At 38.5% G+C, this 18907-nt stretch carries 12 protein-coding genes; 8 read left to right on the forward strand and 4 right to left on the reverse strand.

Annotated elements, in window-relative coordinates; all coding sequences use genetic code 11:
* Positions 1–49 precede the first annotated feature (49 nt).
* Together WJM94_RS00200 and WJM94_RS00205 are read left to right on the forward strand one after the other, a co-directional pair.
* Complete coding sequence (locus WJM94_RS00200) at positions 50–226, forward strand: phage integrase central domain-containing protein (protein WP_444492232.1); 177 nt, start codon at positions 50–52, stop codon at positions 224–226.
* A gap of 603 nt (positions 227–829) precedes the next feature.
* Positions 830–3142 (forward strand): GmrSD restriction endonuclease domain-containing protein, encoded by a 2313-nt coding sequence (locus tag WJM94_RS00205; protein ID WP_444492233.1) that lies wholly within the window; start codon positions 830–832, stop codon positions 3140–3142.
* Between the two features lie 57 nt (positions 3143–3199).
* On the opposite strand, the gene WJM94_RS00210 is transcribed toward WJM94_RS00205, so the two are convergent.
* From WJM94_RS00210 to WJM94_RS00220, 3 genes are read right to left on the reverse strand one after another with little or no spacing between them, the layout of a single operon-like run.
* Positions 3200–4099, reverse strand: coding sequence for a phosphoadenosine phosphosulfate reductase domain-containing protein (locus WJM94_RS00210; protein ID WP_444492234.1), 900 nt, complete (start codon positions 4097–4099; stop codon positions 3200–3202).
* A 15-nt stretch (positions 4100–4114) separates the two neighbouring features.
* Entirely contained in the window at positions 4115–7477 is a 3363-nt protein-coding gene (locus WJM94_RS00215) for a hypothetical protein (protein ID WP_444492235.1), read from the reverse strand.
* Complete coding sequence (locus tag WJM94_RS00220; protein ID WP_444492236.1) at positions 7474–8625, reverse strand: DUF4007 family protein; 1152 nt, start codon at positions 8623–8625, stop codon at positions 7474–7476. Before WJM94_RS00220 ends, WJM94_RS00215 begins: the two co-directional genes overlap by 4 nt.
* A 5-nt stretch (positions 8626–8630) precedes the next feature.
* Here WJM94_RS00220 and WJM94_RS00225 point away from each other — a divergent pair, with 5 nt between their 5' ends.
* The 6 genes from WJM94_RS00225 to WJM94_RS00250 are packed head-to-tail and all read left to right on the forward strand — an operon-like array spanning position 8631 to position 16885.
* A complete protein-coding gene (locus WJM94_RS00225; RefSeq protein ID WP_444492237.1) occupies positions 8631–10958 on the forward strand; it encodes a DUF262 domain-containing protein in 2328 nt (775 codons plus the stop codon).
* A gap of 9 nt (positions 10959–10967) precedes the next feature.
* Positions 10968–13121, forward strand: a complete 2154-nt coding sequence (locus WJM94_RS00230; protein ID WP_444492238.1) for a DEAD/DEAH box helicase family protein — start codon at positions 10968–10970, stop codon at positions 13119–13121.
* Positions 13121–13345 carry a CxC ATPase DNA modification system associated small protein gene (locus tag WJM94_RS00235; protein ID WP_014231414.1) on the forward strand — a complete coding sequence of 75 codons (225 nt, stop codon included), beginning with the start codon at positions 13121–13123 and terminating at the stop codon, positions 13343–13345. The genes WJM94_RS00230 and WJM94_RS00235 overlap by 1 nt, the downstream gene beginning before the upstream one ends.
* Positions 13332–15395 carry an AAA family ATPase gene (locus tag WJM94_RS00240; RefSeq protein ID WP_444492239.1) on the forward strand — a complete coding sequence of 688 codons (2064 nt, stop codon included), beginning with the start codon at positions 13332–13334 and terminating at the stop codon, positions 15393–15395. Before WJM94_RS00235 ends, WJM94_RS00240 begins: the two co-directional genes overlap by 14 nt.
* Complete coding sequence (locus WJM94_RS00245) at positions 15388–15840, forward strand: hypothetical protein (RefSeq protein WP_444492240.1); 453 nt, start codon at positions 15388–15390, stop codon at positions 15838–15840. Before WJM94_RS00240 ends, WJM94_RS00245 begins: the two co-directional genes overlap by 8 nt.
* The gene (locus WJM94_RS00250; RefSeq protein ID WP_444492241.1) at positions 15833–16885 is read left to right on the forward strand and encodes a cysteine desulfurase family protein; all 1053 of its coding nucleotides are present in this window, start codon (positions 15833–15835) and stop codon (positions 16883–16885) included. The genes WJM94_RS00245 and WJM94_RS00250 overlap by 8 nt, the downstream gene beginning before the upstream one ends.
* Here WJM94_RS00250 and WJM94_RS00255 read toward each other — a convergent pair.
* Positions 16875–18893 (reverse strand): DNA phosphorothioation-associated putative methyltransferase, encoded by a 2019-nt coding sequence (locus tag WJM94_RS00255; protein ID WP_444492242.1) that lies wholly within the window; start codon positions 18891–18893, stop codon positions 16875–16877. The genes WJM94_RS00250 and WJM94_RS00255 overlap by 11 nt on opposite strands.
* Positions 18894–18907 lie beyond the last annotated feature (14 nt).

Below are 18907 nucleotides of genomic sequence, written 5' to 3' on the forward strand. Positions count from 1 at the left end.
AAAGCAACTTAAGCGCCGCGGAATCAATACGGTTAAGCAAATCGGTGGTATGTGGCTAGAAAAGGCAGATACACGCGTTGTCCACAAAACTGCTCAGGGGCACTGGCAAAAACTCAATAAACATATTTACCCTAAGTTAGGCTCTATCCCGGTGTCCGAAATTAAGGTAGCGATGCTGATTGATGCAACGCGACCGCTGGAAAAGAAAGGGAATTATAGGCCGTAACTTATACTATCGCGCTGTCTCGTCGGCTCATGAACTATGAAGTCAATAATGAATACATTAACGACCCTATAGGTAGCATTGTTGATGTATTTCAGAAGCCCAAGCGGGGTAATTTCGTTTGTGTTGATATCAGTGAATTGCCCGATTTATTGACCATGGTCGTACAGTCGACGATGAGACCCGCCAATAAGTTGCTTTTCGAGTTCCAATTGCTCACGCTCTTTCGTTCTAAAGAAACAACCGGTACTCGTTGGGGTGAGGAGTAAATATGGTAGTTGCCAGCGAAGCGTGCGAAAAAGAGGTTAATACATAAAGTTCCTCTTACTCCCGAGGTTATCGCTATTCTGAAAGCTGTAAAGCGTTTATGTCGCGGCAGCGAGTACGTGTTTCCTTCAAGAAACTCTCTAAGAAAGCCAGTGCACAGCGAGACAGTAAATGCGGCCTTAAAAAGATGGGGTTAGGCGCAGCGTGGGCGTTTTAGCTTCCGTGTATTCTCTAGAGTATCTGGTTAGAAATGAGGTCTTAGTCAATGAAATTTGTTGAATATTCAAATCCTTAACAGTAATATGGGACGCAGTATTTATTAAGTTATTAGGAGCAACTGTGCATCTAGTAGGCGCTAAACTGAAAAACTTTTATGATTTTACTAATAAAAACGAAGGTGATAATCATTTAAGTCCACACGAAGTGCAGGTTAAAATACCTCATTATCAAAGACCCTATGAGTGGACTAAGGATAACGTTTCCTTGTTGGTTAATGATACTTTAAACAATACTGACGGTAAGTACTTCTCTGGTGCATCTGTAAGCTCTATTCATAATGAGTACTGCCATGAGCTTGTTGATGGGCAGCAGCGTTATACTACACTTTTCTTGATTAATTATTGTGTTTTTCTTATTTCTAGAGTTGCTCTCCGTGAGGCTCTTTTATGTGGTGCTTTTGTGCACGCTAATTCGTTAGCAGAGACATTAAAAAAATCAATGGAGTATGTATTTATACTTAAGAAGGATTGTAGTAATAGCAAGAATGAAATAAGTGAACTGAATAAAGAAATAGAAAAGCAAATTCAGTTAGATGATCCCGATTACGAAAAGATAGCTAATATAAAAAAACAAATTAAATCTTTAAAAGAAAATGATGGTAATGCAGTAGAGCCTTTCTTTAAGTCTGTTTTTGATAATGGTTACCAAAAACTACTAGTTGATATAAAAGAGAAAGGTAATTCTACAACAAAGAGTGAGTGTGACGATGTTTTGGATAAGTACAACTCTTTAGGTGTTTTAAGTTCATTGAATCAGAGTGATAGTGATTATTTTGAAGAAAATAAAAAATTATTGGATTACTTCTTTGAAAACTCTAAGTTCAGGATTACTTATTCTAGAAGAAAGCACGTCGAACTAATAAAGAGTTCGTTACTTTCTATTGATTTCATATTATCAAGCCAAAGTTGCTTGGATTTGTTTGATTCTGATCCAAAGGTTGAAACAACATATAAGAGCGCCATAAAAGCAATATTTGAAGAGGTTAGTCTCCGTGTTGCAGATAGCCATCCTTTAGATAATGCAGTACAGACGTTAAAAATTTTAACCAATATACTAGAAAGTCTTGATATCTGTGTAGTTCAAACAGGTAACCAGAGTGATGCAACAGTTCTTTTTGATGTTTTGAATGACAGAAGTAAAGAACTAAGTCAGCTATCTCTGATTAAAAATGAGTTCTATAAACGAGTTGTTATCTATAACGATAAAAATAATTTATTATCCGATGAGCAGGTTGATGAGCACATCGATGAAGTTGATGAATTATGGGTAGATGACATTTTTAATGCAAGTTTATCTGATGCAGCTCTTGTTTCATATTTAGGTGCTTGTTTTTTAAGTGGAAGTACTAATACGAATTTTAGTAGTAATGGTAAAGAAACCAGAACTGCTATATCAGAATATTTAAAAAATCAAAGTAAGTACTCTGTAGAGGACCTTAACTTTGATATTAGTGTTTTCCATGCCATTAAGGTTATTCTCCAGAGAGTTGGTGTTAAGTATCAAAAAGTATTAGATGTTTCTCTAACTGCAGAGGCTGAACATAAATCTATTTTTGAACGAGTAGTGAAACTACTTATTGCTAAAAAACAAGAGGGGATTCTTTCTGGAGTAATTAACTTTATTCTATGGAAGGCTATTACTCAGCAAGGTGCTGTTAATAGGATAAATATTGATAGCTTGAACTCTATGCTTGATGATATATTAACCTCTTCTTGTGATGATGTTAATAAGCAATGTTTAGAGGTATGGGTGTCTTCTCTTTCATCAAAAGATTATACTTTACCTAGAAATCTCTCCAAACAACTAATTTCTGCTTACAATAAGGTTAATGCGACAAGGTCACATAACAGTAATGCAGGCCCTTTTGTGAGAAGTCCTAATGCTAGACAAGAGTTAGTAAGTTGGTTGAGTGATTGGAAGTATAAATCATCTAACCAATTTGAAATTAAAGTTTTGTTAATTAACCTAATGAGTCGAGACCCTAGTAAAGGCGTTAAGCTTAGTGATAAAAAACCTCAGTTCTTTTCTGGGTTTGTTAATGCTGCAAGTTGCCACCTTGACCACTTTGAGCCTAAGTCTTTGCCTGCTTCAAATCCAAGTGCTTACTTCCAGTCAGAAAGTCGAGACGATTTAGTTAACTCCCTCGGTAATATGATGCTGTTAACTCAGGTCGATAACCAAAGAAAAAGTGATTCTCCTGCTTCTGTTGCTAATGATTATTATGCAAGTAGTGATATCGGCAATAATTGGCTATATCGAGCTTTAGATGCAAAATATTCTGCCTATTCTGTTGATGGTGTTCCAACTGAAATGTTCTTTACTGAAAGAAAGAAGGAGTTAACCTCGCAAATAGCTGAGTTACTTCATGGTTAGATAACCGACCATAAAATAAAAAAGGAGTGACATTGTCACTCCTTTTTTATTTTTAAACTACTTATAACAAGTCACACAAGCACCGCCACCTTCTTCAAGGTCATACATCGCGTCCATGTCTAAAGTATCGATAAGCATACTTTCATCAACCATGGCATGCATACCTAAGCGGCGTTTGCGTTCACGTGCTTTTTTCTTCTCGAAACGTTGCTTAACCTTTTCGTGGTTTGCTTTGATCTCTGCAATACGTTCAGGGTTTTCTAGAGTCGCTAAAGGCTCATTAGGGCCCATCCAGAAGAAGGTTTCACCGTTAGCGCTGGTATCCGCTCGTTTCTCATAAGCTTTCGCTTCTTCAAACGCTTCCGGATGAATCTCTTTTAGGCGCACCCACTCTATTTTTCTTTGGAAAAAGCAGAATGTACAGCCAGAGCGAGAGCGCCAGTCATAGTATTTAGGTAGACCTAGGCCAGCGCTGTCGAGAATATCTAAAACACCCTGTTTCTTAATGCCATCTTCAGCAAACGGCATTTTAATCTTCAAGTATTTTTGGCTTTCGTTAGGGCGGTAACCGTCACGCCATGGCTCATCCGCTCGGATACCCACGTAAGATACAACTTCGTAGCCTTCATCAAGATAGGGTTTGATCCACTTTTCAAATGGCTCAAGCTTCATACGAATTGTGCACCAGCGCTGCTGCCCCGCAGGAAGAAAGTTATTGTGCTGTTCAAGCCAATAGTCGAAGCCTTTTTTGTCGTTAATGTGAGAAATTGGCTTACCGAGAACAATCTCAAGCTGTTCCAAATATTCGTAAACTTCAGGCAACTCTTTACCTGTATCGGTAAAGAAATAATCAATATCGATCTCAGGATAGTTACGTGCCATATAAATAGCTAAGGCTGCGCTGTCTTTGCCGCCTGATAAGCCAAGTACATGTTTTACTTTGCGTTCTTCACTCATGATTAATACCCATTTTTAACCTTGAGCTTCCAGTGCTTCTTTTAATAGTGTTTGGAGTACGTGAATACGTTCAAACTCATTCAGATTCAGCGCGTTTAGTGTCCGGCTCACGTCTTGTACTTTGATGTCTGAATTTGAACTATCTGTCACACGGACTTCTTTTTTATAGGATTTTAGTTGGCCATCATCGTCTTCTAAAACCAGAGAAACAAGCTTAGTTTTTGTTGCTTCTGGTTTTGCATCGGCTGATACATCACTTTGATAGCTCGATTTAACAATGCTTAAAAAGTCTTGCGAAAAATCACTGATTTTAGCGGAAGCGGTTAATAAAAGACCTTCGTTCCAACTCTGCTTACCACGGCCGATGACAATCTGAATCATGCTTTCTAGCCATTGCATTAAGCCATCTTCGCTCTTTCCTAATTCTCGAGCAAATGCTTTTAGGCGTAAATCACCGGTTCTGTCTTCAACAAGCTTACACATTGAAGCAAGTTCTTTACCAGTTTCAGGGAAGATGATTTTAACTTTGTCTTTGATTTGTCGAAGCATTTGTTCATGCTTACCACGCAGAATCTTAAAGCAATTTTCTAAAACATCGATTTGCTGTGAATAGCTTGGGCTGTCTTCCGAGTTTAATAACTTCGGCAGGTCTTTAATTAAAAGCGCGTGTGGGTCGTTAGCTTGTAAGAACAGGTCACGAATCGCGATCACTTGCTTGTTGGCTGCCAAATCGTCTTCAATAAAGTTATGTGCGTTTTTTACCCAATGAGGCAAATTATGCATCGTCGTTACCAACGGTGTTGCAACAGCTAGCACATTGTTCGCAACATCTCGGCTTGTTTCGGTCGCTGCAAATACAGACAGTTTTTGTAACCACTCTTGCTCAGATTGGTCGAGTACTATGTACTTTACTGCTAGCTCATGTTGAGAGCGAATTAGCTTGTGTACGTAATCTACATCTGGCTCTGCGATAAATGCATATTCGCCGCCGAGGTCTTTTTCATAAAAAGCAATGTCTTGTCCAAGCGTTTTCAAAAATGCTAGCAAGTATATTGGTATTACACCTTGAGTTAAACCAAATGGCTTCTTACTCCACAACTCTGCGATTTCTGATAATAGAACAGTTTGGCCAGCTTTATCTTGAAGCAGTGTGTTTGCTACTTCAAAAATGTCCACTAACTCAGGGGTAAGGTGATCCTTGTGCCAGTGCGAATCTTGCTCGAGTTCGTATGTATGAACAGCTGTGTTTTTAAGACAGCTGATATACATAGACATCTCTGGCGGAAAGCCTGTAATACCTAAGTTTTCTTCATCTTCGTAATCTAGCATTGCTTCAAGCAGCTTTTTCAATGCAGAAACGGCTGTACCTGATAACTTATTGCGGTTAACCAGTTCATTCATTATCACCGGTGTTTTATTGAAAATCTTGCTTGCTGTTTGACTGACAATCTCACTAAGTGTTTCGGTTGTAGAATGTTTACCACAATAGAACCAAGTCGCAGTGTTAAAGCCTTCATCAATAGCATTTTTAAGTGCTATTTCCGCATTGATGTAACGGCCTTGATACTCTTTTTGCGCGACATTGTCGTGCTGTAAAATTCGACCGATTTCTTTATCTGCTTTGATAAGCTCTAAGGCATACACTTCTTTTGCCAGAGCAATAATATCTTCAGAGTTGTTTGCATTTGCTAAAATCAGTGTTGAATTCTTTTTGGTATGTTCGCGTAAAGTAGCTTTGTCTTGAGCTTCCAACAGAAGTAACATGTTCGCAAATTCTTCTTTACGGTTCGCAAGAGTCTTAGTGCATTGCTCTTGATCGAAACGTTGTATTAGTGACTGTTCAGCCCAGCGAAGAGTACCGACTTTATGATAGTAACCTTTAGCGATGATCTGTTTAGAAAATACAATATGATTGATAGCTTCGTCACTGCTACCTAGTTGCTCAATTTTCTCTTCTATCAAGCTTGGAATATCAAGGTCTGAACCTTCAAAAACAACCCAAGATGACAGGTGTTTTCGATAGATGATGCAAGAGGCTTCTTTGAGTGTTTTTAAGTACTCATCAAGCTCTTTTTTATCATCAATATCGTTAGCAGCTAACAGCATGTCTTCTGTCGCTGATAGGGCCGCAGGCCGTCCAAATAAAGTGAGTAGCGCAATGGATTTAAGTATTTCAATCGCTTTTTCTGGCGTTTGTTTCTTAGTGGCTTGGCGAATGGATTCAGTCGCCGCCGCCCAAGCGTGACCATCTGGAGAACCTAAAATTGCATGCTCTAAGTTTGTTTCCAGGTAATCCCACAAATTTTCCAACGTATAACGCGCATTCTTGTTTGCATTTTGCTTGAGGAACATTTGAAAGCTGTGCTGCTCATGCGAGTTTAAGAAACTGAATGTACTGCGTTCGTTTTGACTAAAACGACGCTTTGAAATTGGGCCAAGTAGTAATGCGGTTAATGGGTGTAGAGGTACACTTTGCTCTAAACGTTGTTTGAGCTGTTTCTTTCTCTCAGATTTACCAGTTAGTGCGTTGAGTACTTTAGTCACACGCTCATCGTCACGGTTATCTACTGACTCTATGTTCACGATAGATTTAGCAATCAGTGCGACTGTTTCATCGGTCGATACGTTATAGAGAATATCGTTGTAACGGCCTTGAATTTTGCCCCACTCTTCCTGGAGTTTTGTGCCTCTGTCTTTGGCATATTCGCCAAAAGCTTGGTGAAGTAAACCAAGGAAAATAACGGGTGTTTTTATGCGACCTAATACTTCCGCCAAGTCTTGGAAAAGGTGCAGTTCACCACGGTTTTTATTAATAAACTCAAGGCTCTTACCCATTTCATCAGCAAGCAGCAATACACCGTCGACCAGGTCACTAACTTCTTTGAAAAGCTTTTCCCAAGTATCAATTAATGCAGATTCAGTTTTGATCTCTACTTTGGCGTACTTTTTATAAACTTTCGTGGTGTTCGGGTGTGACTGTAGTGCTTCTAACGTCGCGTTCCAGAAGGTATCAACAGGATTGTTGACACCACCCACTGAGCGTATTTGTAGCCATCCAGAACAGTAAGGAATGCTTTCTTCTAATAAGTCTGTTGATTCTTCATTAATGACTTCTAGCGCCGCATGACGCATAGCATTGCTATGATGCAGTAAACCAGTGAGCAATAACGCGATGGTTGATTTACCTGAGCCATATGGACCCGTTAATGTGTAAGCTCTTTGGCCAACTTGAGAATATTGTCTGAACAAAGTCTCTAACGCAGACTGAGCGGTACCGTGATAGACCAAACCTTTGAAAAAGTCTGGATTAAGGTCACTATCAATACGTGTTGAGCGCTGTTGGCGTGTAGCGATGGAGTATTGGTTTATTAGTGTCACTTTTGTTCTCCCTGGTAGTACTTCTGCAAAAACATACCAGGATCTACAGCTTGTAAATCATCGTAGTTATGTTGAATTTGTCGTAAGCCTTGAGTATCAGTCCAAGCAATTTTGCCTTCACTTAATACTTCTAGTTCATCGAGCTGTTCAGTTAAGCCATTGGCTGTCAGGCGGAATACTCTACCTGGAGAACCAACCTCATCTAGCAAGGTGTCAAACGATAAAGTATTGTTATTATTTATTTTTTCTCCATTGCTATCGAGCTGAGCTCTTGCCATATAGTCCATAACCGCATAAGCAAACACTTCTACAGGTAAGGACTTTTGCGTTTTCAATTCAGAACGATAATCTTTTGCGGAGTCTTGATAAATGAGCCCCAACTCAGTAAACGGAGAGGTAAAACTATCTTCGTTCACTTTCGATGCTGATGCTGATGCTGTCTTCACTGCATACATTTGAAATAGACAGTCAATGTCTTTTTTTAGTGTTGCTTCCGTGAGCTCTTTTTCATGATTAGCTAAAGACATCATAATCTGTTTTGAGAGATTAACTTTATCGATGCGTACACCGTTAAAGTAGTTAAAGAACCAACGAGCAGTGTTGAGTTCAGCATTTTGAGAATTAATCGATTGAGTCAGCCAGTGAAGGAGCCAAACCGTACCAACTTTATCCAAATACTCATCGTAAGCATCGTCACCAACGAATAGCTTTTTAGCTAAATCCGTCAGTTCGTATTGCTGAGTTTTTTTGTCAGTACAGGTAACCAAGTTGAGCGTTCTGATCCAGTGCCTTACCGACAGCACCATATTTTTACCCATCCCCATAGAGATCATCTGATCTTCGATGTTTTCTTTGCTTGATAGGGAATGACCTTTGATAACTTCTTGAATTATTTTGTAAATCCAACCGTATCGAATAGGGAAAGTTTGATGCCCTGAAAATTTCAGGTTACTCGACTCAATGCTCAATGTGCTTACCTTGTTTGCTGAATTGGAGATTTTATCCAAAGACGTCGCGATTGTAACAGGAAGGAAGGGTTCAAGATAGGGGTAACCTACAAAATTGAGCGCATATGTAAGTCGTAGAATAGCAAGTAATACTAAATCATGATATAAGTGTGGTCTTTCATAGCGAAATTCAGGAAACATTTTCTATGCAGAAGTCCTTAGATATATTCAAGGCGGAACCGCAATCAGTATTTGATGTTATTTGTGATAGCAATAGTACAGGATTTTACATGCCTGCATATCAACGCCCTTATGCATGGGAAGAAATGCATATTAGGGATTTGTTTTCTGACTGTGAAAATGTCTTTAGAAATCTTTTAAATTCTTCAGATGCAATTATATTTTTAGGTTCTATTCTTAGTGTGGATGATAGTCAGAAACAAACTGTTTTCCCTATTATAAAGTCTTCTACACCTAGGCATGTGAAGTTAATTGTTGATGGACAACAGCGGTTATCAACGTTGACGTTAATCATCATGTGTCTTAATGAAAGGCTACGGATGCTTCTTCCTCGGTTAAAGAAGCAAATAGATAATGAAAAAGATGAAATCACAATCGATACTTTAGAAGGTCTTCGAGAAATTGTCTCGCAGATTATACTGGATACATCAAATTTTGTTATAGAAACAACTGCAGAGCATTCTCTTTATAAGTTTTTGCCTAAAATTGTACGTTCTCAAGTGGACTGTTGGGGGAAAGATGAACAAAAAGCTGTCTATGAAAGTCCGCTTTCTGAGTTGTTGATTAACTATCAAAGACATATTGTTGAATCTCAAGGTTCTCCTGTTTTTTCTGAATTCGATCTCTCTCAATTAAATGAGTCATCTAAGCGAGTTGTAGCAAACGTTAAAGAAATAAGAAAACAACTTAACTGTGTACAAAAAGGTTTTCAGTTTAATAATTCAGATGAAGATGAAGCTATTCAAGTTTCAGATTTAGTTAACGTTAGTACACTAGATGCTTGTCTAGATTTTCCTGTCGATGAAAACTTATTGAAAGCTTCAGAAAATGGCAAGGTAGCGGAAATTATTTTCATTACTGCTTTTGCTAAATTCTTGCTTCATCGAGTCTGCCTCACGTATGTTGAGGTAAATAACGAATCCTATGCCTTTGATATGTTTGAAGCTCTAAATACGACTGGTGAGCCTTTAACAGCAATAGAAACATTCGTACCTAAAGTTATTGAACATATTAGTGCTAAACAAAAAGATGAAGACTCTAGTGTTGATGAAGCAATGCTGTTACTCAACTCTATAACTGATCGTTTTGAGAATATTATCAAAAGTAAAGAGAAAAACGACAAGACGAAAGCTCTTATTTTGGCTTTTGTACGAGCGTATGAAGGTAAAGTAAAAGTTACTAGTCTTCGTGATCAGCGTGACGCAATGTTAAAAAGTTATGAGCAATGTTCGTATGTTGATAAAGATGAATACCTTGCACAACTTGCAAAAGCCGCAGACTTTTTATTTGACTATTGGCAGGCACGTGTACCTGAAGTAAACGGGCTTGTACCTTGTAATGATACTGAAACCGCTAACGTTTGTTTACGTTATCTCATTGATATAAATCATGATATTGTTCAATCGTTGTTGATTCAATTCCTTCTTCAAGACGAAAAGTATGACTATGTGGGAACTGAGCATTCCAGCTTTATCAAAATACTCAAAGCTGTAACAGCATTTAGTGTTTTATGGCGAGCAATGAGTGGCGGCGCTGATGGTATTGATGGTGTGTATAAAAAGCTTCATGAGAGAGGTTTTGAAGTTTCAGGTGTCCACTCGAAACCATATGCCCTCAAAGACAGTTCGTTAAGTTCTGAAGAGTTTAATGTCGAAGCGATTAAAACCTTCTTCCGTCATGAATTAGAAAACAAAATTAATAGTAAAGGCTCTCCTAAAGACGGAATGTACGAGCAGTGGTTAGATGTATGTTCTAAGCAACCTATCCTAACTAAGTCAAAAAGTATTAAACTGCTTTTATTGGCTAGTTTTCATGGGGTAAAGCTGGAAGACACTCAATTTATTCGTTCTGAGGAACCCACAACGACGTTTTTAACAACGACCATGTGGGAGCTCATATCAAATAAAGATCGAATTAAAAGAGTGTATAACGGTAACACCTCAGTCGGTTGGCCTGACACTGGTATTCAAAATCCGGAAGAATTCAATAAATTAGGTAATGTATTAGTCGATGCTCGTGACAACATTGCTAATGGTTCAGGACAATCTTGGTACACTATAAAACAGGCGATGCTCGAAGCTCTTTCCAACGATTCTTTGGAAGAGATTAATACTATACTAGAATCTCAGGCCGGACTATCTGATGAAGTCAAACGGAATATGTCTGTCCTTTTGTTAGAAAGTAAGTATGCAGAAATCACGTATGCGGAAGACTGGAATAAATCAGCAATAGACGAGAGAACCCAACTACTTTTGTCTAATGCTTGGGAAAACTTACATCAGTGGTTGAACTAGGTACAGATAATGCTTTTTTCATCGCTCCAGTTAAAAACGAAATATGATTCAGATGAAGACGATATTTTGCATAGTTTTCATATGCCATTATTTGCAAATGCGAAACGTTATGATCGAGCCGTCGGTTATTTTTCATCCGACGTTTTAGCTGCAGCGGCTGAAGGACTAGAGAAATTTGTATTATCTGATGGGAAAATGAGGTTGATTATCGGAGACCCTTTATCTGACAGTGAATACGAAGCTGTTATGGAAGGGCTCTCTAACCCAATAATACGGCGATCTATTGAATTAAGTGATCTATTACTCAATACCAATGATTCAAATTTACAACTACTTACTTATTTAATTGCTAATGGGCAGTTAGAGATTAAGTTTGCTTTCACTCACCAAGGTATGTTTCATAAGAAAGTAGGTATTTTCTATCAAGATGAAGAGGTCGTTGTTTTCAGTGGGTCAGCCAATGAGACTCTAGCTGGTTTGTCGAAATACAACTCAGAAGAGATAAAGGTATTCTTTAACTGGCGATCTTCTTTTTCTGAGTACGGTCAGGATGAGATTGAGCACTTCAACTCTCTTTGGGAAAACAACAGAAAAAGAACGAAAGTCCTTGATTTAGATTCTGATGCCTATAAACAAATACAATCTGGAACTAATTTAAGTCAGTTGAGAAAACAAATATTAGGAGATTGTGACCCCTCTTCGAAACCCAAGCCATTTTTTACATACAGTTTTCCAAGGTCTGAACAAACAAAATTCAAGCCAGTCGTTGAGGCTAAATTACCAATCAAGCCTTTGGTAATTAAAGATAAACCATTTCAGCTATTTCAGCATCAAACGGATGCTATCGAGAGTTGGGTTAAATCTGATTACCAAGGTCTATTTAAGCTTGCTACTGGGTCAGGAAAAACCTTTACTTCGATTTCTGCGTTAGTTGAATTGTATGAAGAGCGACATAAAAAAAACTTACCGCTTTTTGTTGTCATTAGTGTCCCTTATATAGAGCTAGCTAATCAATGGGTCAAAGAGCTAGCACCATTTAATATAGATCCTATTCAGTGCTATGAAAGTTCGCAGAAATGGGGAGGTATATTAGACACAAAAATACTTCGTTTTTGTAATGGCGGAATAGACTTTGTTTGTGTTGTGGTTGTTAACCGAACTTTGTCATCTGATACATTCCAATCAAAGTTAAAGCAAATTCCTCTTGATAACATGTTGGTTATTGGTGATGAATGCCATCATCTTGGTGGAGAAGGTTTATTTAATTCACTTCCGCAATGTAAGTTCCGAATAGGGTTATCAGCGACACCATTTAGAAGTGATGAAGATGAGCTTGAAGGCTCCCCTTTCCCAGATGTCGTTAAGTATAATTTATTAACTTACTTTAAAGGGATTGTTAGTGAATATACTCTGAGCGATGCTATTTCAGATAAAATTCTTTCACCTTACCGCTATGACATTGTTCCTGTTTATCTTGATGAAGAGGAACAGGCGCTGTACGAGGAGCAGTCTTCTAAAATTCAGAAAATGATCTTAAAAGCTAAAAATAGTGGCTTAACTTCTGATGAAAAATCGATGTTAACGAGCTTATGTGGTGCTCGTTCAAGATTGCTGGCAACGTGTAAGGATAAGCTTGGTGCTTTACTTAACTATATTAATGAACACCCTCAGATACCGCTAACGCATTCTTTAATATATGTAGGAGAAGGTCATGCGATGGACGATGATGTTTCTTATATTACTCGGGTCACAAATCGACTGCATGCAAATGGTGTTCGCGTTGCTAAGTTTACGTCACAAGAAAGTAATCAGGAACGTCATAAAATAATGTGTAATTTTAAAGATGAAACGATTGATTCTTTGGTTGCAATGAAAGTTCTCGATGAAGGCATTGATGTACCTGTGTGTAAGACTGCCTTCATATTAGCAAGTACACGAAATCCTCGGCAGTATGTCCAACGTAGGGGACGCGTGTTAAGAAAATCTGAAGGAAAGAGAGAAGCATTAATTGTTGATTTTGTCGTCCTTCCTCAGCCCGGTATTACTAATAATATAAGTCAAAATCTACGTAGAGCTGAGTTAGGTCGAATAGAAGATTTTAAATTGACGTCTCTTAACCCCAAAGAGGTTGAGAAAAGAATTATTGAGTTGGGGATATATTAATGAACTTTGACGATTTGAAGGCAGTGCTTGAACAAGCTAACAAAGAAACTGAGATGGCTCATGAAAACTATGCTCAAAAATCAGCTGTCCATAAAGCTGCTTTGCAGATCATGCAGTTTGAGAAAGAGCTGCATTACGGTGATGCCTCAACAGGGCACCACATTAAAAAGATAAAAGAAATTATTGATATAAACGCGGAAGATATTGCAAATGAAACTGATTAGGTTAGAAATTAATGACTTCCGCCAATTCTACGGTAAGCAAGTTGTTGATTTCTCTTTCGATGATGATTGTGGAGTTACACTTATCCATGGTGAGAATAATGGAGGTAAGACTGCTCTGTTGAATGCCCTTAGATGGTGTCTATATGACGAAACGACCGATAATCTACAGGAACCAGATAAATTACTGAATAAGCACGCTCTTAATAGCGGTAAAAATTCTTTTAGTGTGAATGTTCAAGTAGAACACGATAACCAATTATTTGAAATTAGGCGTGTTGGCTCACATTCTACAAGAACTAACAACCTTAAAGTTTTTAAAATTATTGACGGGTGTTATTCAGAAAAAACAGAAAATCAGCCGAATATATTCATTAACACGATTTTACCAAAAGAAATGGCACAGTACTTTTTCTATCAGGGGGAGGGGACCGGAACATTAAATAGTCAGAATGATTTTTCACATATTAAAGGTGCGATCAGTAAGGTCTTAGGGCTAACTGTTGCGGAAAAGACACTAACGCATCTGAATAGAGTAAAAAGTGACTACCAAAAGGAACTAACTCAATATGATACAGGTAATGAAATTGAGCAGCTGTTAGCTAATAAAGCAATTCTTGAAGCTAAACTGTCACGTGATACCGTATCTTTAGAGCAGAAGAAGGTCGATTTGGCTACTGCAGAAAAAGAGCATGAAGAACAGATAGCACAGCTTGCTCGTTTTGATAAATCGGCTATCGAGAGTAAATTAAAACTGCGTAGTCATAATGAAGGGTTACTCACTTCATACCAAAGAGAGCATCACAATTTAGTTAATAAAAAATTAAAAAGCGTTTCTAGCTGGATACACCAGTCCTATGGAAGAAAGCTAGGTTCGGTTGATTTGTCTGTGGTTGATACACAAGAGCTAAATACTACTCATCGATATTCGGTTGATAAGCAACTAATCAAAGATATTTTGGAAAATAACGAGTGTATCTGCGGCTGCACTATAGAGGAAAACAGTTCTGCAGCAAAAATTATTTCGGAACTAGAAAAATCTGCAGTTGATCCTGAACTTAAATATCGTTGGAATAGCGCTGTTTCTCTACATTCTAGGTTAGCAAGCTACTCCTCTCCCAAACATGAAATGATTAAAGTTCTAAATGATATCGATGACTATTCAGATAAAATTCATGAGGTTGAAAAAAACATAGAAGAAATAAGCCATACGATTTTTGAGGCGGATATCGATGATATTAAGCTTATTGAGCAGAAAAAAAACGCTGTAAAGTCAAAGTGTGATCAATTAAATCGTGAAATTCCAAATTTGGAGAGGGAAATATCTAAGACACAAATTGATTTGAAAGATATAGATATAAAGGTTAATAAATTATCAGCAACCCAACCTAAAGCAAAAAGAATCAGAGATTTGATTGCCGCGGCTAACAAAATAGTGGATCTTTATCAAGAAGCTATTGATTCTTCAAAGAAAGGTGTCGATCTGATTTTGTTACACAAAATGCAAAACTTGTTTAGCCGAGTAGCTTTTAATGGCTATACAGTGAAGAAAGTCTCGAATGGCGGCAATAACGACAGTTTTACTTGGGCTATTGTCGATAAGGCTGGAACTAGGGTTGCTGCTGGTAATGGTTATCAGGCAATGCTTGCTATTTCTTTCATAATTGCGCTAATACAATTCTCCAGTGAACGAGCAAGTAACAAACAGCACCTTTTAACTCCAGGAACTATTGCCCCATTTATCGCGGACTCAATTCTGGCATTTATAGGCCCGGATAATGGTCGTGAGTTAGTCCGTTACATAGCTGAATCTGTTGAACAATCTATTTTTATGTTTTCTCAAGCGCAATGGACCGAAACACATATTGATCAAGGTATTCGGGATAAAATTGGGAAAGAATATAATCTTGTTCAACATACGGTCCTGAGTGAGGCAGAATTTAAAGGTCAATACCCTACTCGTTTGTCAATTCAAGGCAAAGAGTTTGATGTCGTTCGCTTTGGTAGTGAGTTTGACAAGGTTACTATTGAGGAGATTGTGCTGAATGGTTGAAATATTTGAATGGCGTAAGTTACGTGTCCATAGAGATGATAGATTTGAACAATTGGTAGACAAACTTTGCTCGACGAAAGGTGGGGCTGACAAAGATTTTGTATTTAATACTGTCAAAGAGTTCATGGTATTTGCTGCTTTAGTTGGATTTCAGTTAAATCAATATAAACCTTTAGCTTCGAGATCCAATACAACTTCCATAGCATTAGATACTTACGCTACGACGAAACATGATTCATATATATATCTTATAGCTTTAGCTAAAGAACCAACATTAGATATACTCAAGGATCAAAACCTAAGAGATGCTATTGGTATTTTCGAAGGATATTGTAATGCAGGGTTAATACACATCGATAATTGGGTTCTGAACAACATATCTGAACCAGTTTTAGAAGAGACCTTGTTTAAAGAAACGCTAGATTTTTTGATAGACAATGAATAACTACTTCGATTACGCAGCATCAACACCAGTATCTTCTTCTGTTTTAGAAGCGATGTATCCGTGGCAAAGTGAAAGCTATGCCAACCCCTCTGCAGCTCATAATGAGGCAGAAAAAGCCACTAAAGCGATTCAACAAGCAAGGGAGACTATTGCGGACAAAGTTGGAGCTATGCCTAGTGAAATTATTTTCACTAGTGGTGCAAGCGAGTCAAACAATCTGGCGATTAAAGGGATAGCGTTTAAGCACCTAGAAGATAAAGGCCACCTCATTACCTCTGCTATTGAGCATAAATGTATCTTAAACACTTGCGGTTTTTTGGAAGACATTGGTTTCGAAGTTACTTATCTGCAGCCAAATAGAGACGGTATCATTTCAGCTGAATCTGTTGCGAATGCAATTCAGTCAAATACACTATTAATCTCTATTCATCATGTGAATAATGAGTTGGGCTGTGTGCAGCCTATCGCAGACATTGGCGAAGTTGCGTTTGATAACAACATTCCTTTCCATACAGATGCGGCACAAAGTTTCTGTAAATTGGATATTGATGTCGATGACATGAATATCGATATGTTGTCGCTATCTGGCCACAAAATCTATGGGCCTAAAGGTATTGGTGCTTTGTACGTTCGTGATGCTCGAGATGCTGATTTGGTTCCGTTGATCCATGGTGGTGGTCAGGAATTAGGAATACGCGGTGGTACTTCTCCTACTCCTTTAATTGTTGGTTTAGGAGCGGCTGTAGAGCATTTCCCTACAGAAATAAGCGCGCAGCAAGATGAGTTTGAGAAAACCATTAGCAGCTATCAATACTCACGTAATGGCGGGAATAACCTTGTAACAACGACATGGAATATTACATTTAGAGATGACGATGAAGCAAAACGCTTTCTTAAGGAGCAGTCGTGGTTAATTTCACAGGGCTCGGCTTGTAATGCACTCTCAAATGTTGCATCGCATGTACTCTTAGCAATTGGTATGAGTGAAGAGTCGGCTCGTAGAACATATCGTATAAGTCTTCCACCATATCATTTCAAAGGTTAGCTAATCGGTATGAGGAGACCCTTTTACCCGCAACAGAAAGCTGTTCTTTAAACTGTTGTCTATGAATTATTACTTCTTCGTCGCTACTTAAACCTAAAAGCTTTGATAGCCTTCTGTCAAAGCTTTTTTGTTTTTCGTAGTTTTGATCCTTAGTCGGAAGAAGTAGGTGCTTATTCAGTAAAGGTGGTCTACGTTCTTCATCCACATAATCAAAGAAATCGATATCCTGATCGGCCATTTTGATTTTGATTCGTTCAACCAAGAACGGGACCGATTTTTCGAAGTCATCATAAGCGGTTAAGGTGAGCTTTCCTGAAGTGATATGGATTTTGATAAGGTCAATTTCTTCATCAAGCTCTCCATACATTTGTAAGCCTGCGGTAACGTATACGCGAAGAAGTAACGGCAAATCGTCTATATAATCGCGATGAAAGATGAGCGAATGCCCTTCATTCATCAAACTTGCGGATAGCTGTGTATGCGCTTTTGCACATTGCTCATTTATCAGTTCGGTATCAGCAATGGCGAATAAAAGTTCTGTCGCGAGATTTATAGCGGTTTTGTAATCGTCGAATAGCGCTTTTATATCTCTCTTGAGGGATTCTGGCTGTTGTGTGTATGGCTTTCTTTTCTCAAATAGCCCAACAGCAAAGTAAAGCAATAGGTCTTCTTTACGGCTTTTCTCTGCTTGTTCAAACTCTTTGGTATCAAACATCTCTTGCAGCAAACTGAACACTTTTTTGTGTGAGCCAATCAGTTCTCGGGCTTTGTCAGATTGCTCAAATTCATCATTGGCCGGTATACGACCTAGTTCCAAACATGTATGCCAGAAGGCGTTGAATAGTTCCTGATTTTGGGTAATCAACAGCTTGGCTTTGTCTTTAGATTCTACAGGTTCTGGTGAGGTAAGTTGCTGCCATTGATGATGGCGTTTGTACTTGCTTTGTAGATACTGTTGTTCTTCTAGTTTGTCTTTGAAAACGTAAAAAATGCCGGGCGCAACAGTGATGGCATCTTCTTGCAAACTCCTTTCTATGTAGGCTTTTATTTCAGACTGTGCGTAATATTTTTGAAAGGTGTTGCGAGAGGTGATTACACCATCTTTATAAGGTTTAAATTGGGAGATATAGCTTTCATTAGCGAGCATTACTGAAACAACAAGGAATTTATCTGCCAGCTCCCACGCGCCTAACAGTGCTTCTAAACGTTCGTCTTGGTCTTCAATGACATTAAGTACAAAGCCTATATTTACTATGTCTGATGAAACTTTGTCGTTGTCTGGTTGGAAATTAGGGTCCCAACCTAAAGCGTCTAGGCCATGTGCTTCTAGCTCTCGTAAATCATCGCCTCGACCACAACCATAATCAAAAATGGAGTAGGAACCTTCAAGATAACCATGCTTTACTAGTGTTTTCATTGGAGCAGAAAGCTCATGTCTCACCAAAGCGGTTTTGTGTCGGTCAATACCAGACTCTTCTATTTGAACTACAGCGGAACTTCGAAACAATCTTCCGTCGACAAGTTCATAACCGTGACGAGCAACGAGGTTTATCCATGATCGCTTAAAACCGATTAGGCGGCTGTTTTCATATAAGCCCGCGTTTTCGCCTTCTTGTGTGAGGGTGATAAAGTGCTCGTAATGTTCACTCTCCGGCAAAATCATCGTTTCTTTTCGGTGCAAAATGGGTGGATTGTCAGAATCCTCATAACTTGTGATTTTATGGCTCAGTTTTGAGAGGTCGACGTTCAAGCTTTGTCGAAGAGCAGGGTAGGAGTGTGTGTAGAAATCAGGGTAATGCAGTAATGATAAACGGAACTCTTTTTTAAACAGTTTTACTAGGTTCCAATGGTCTTCTTCTAAGCTTACAGCCTTTGCGACTGCGGGAATGAACTGTGCCATTACAGTAGGCAAAGCAGAGAACGCATCTCTATGAAGGTAAACTGCATCCGGTAGTTGTTTTCCTACTTTTATGTCCGACACAAGTTTTGCAAATAGCTCTTCGTTCATCCCTTACCCTCAAT

Origin of the sequence: Vibrio sp. YIC-376 (assembly GCF_052353105.1) — a bacterium.
In the GTDB taxonomy this organism is placed as follows: domain Bacteria; phylum Pseudomonadota; class Gammaproteobacteria; order Enterobacterales; family Vibrionaceae; genus Vibrio.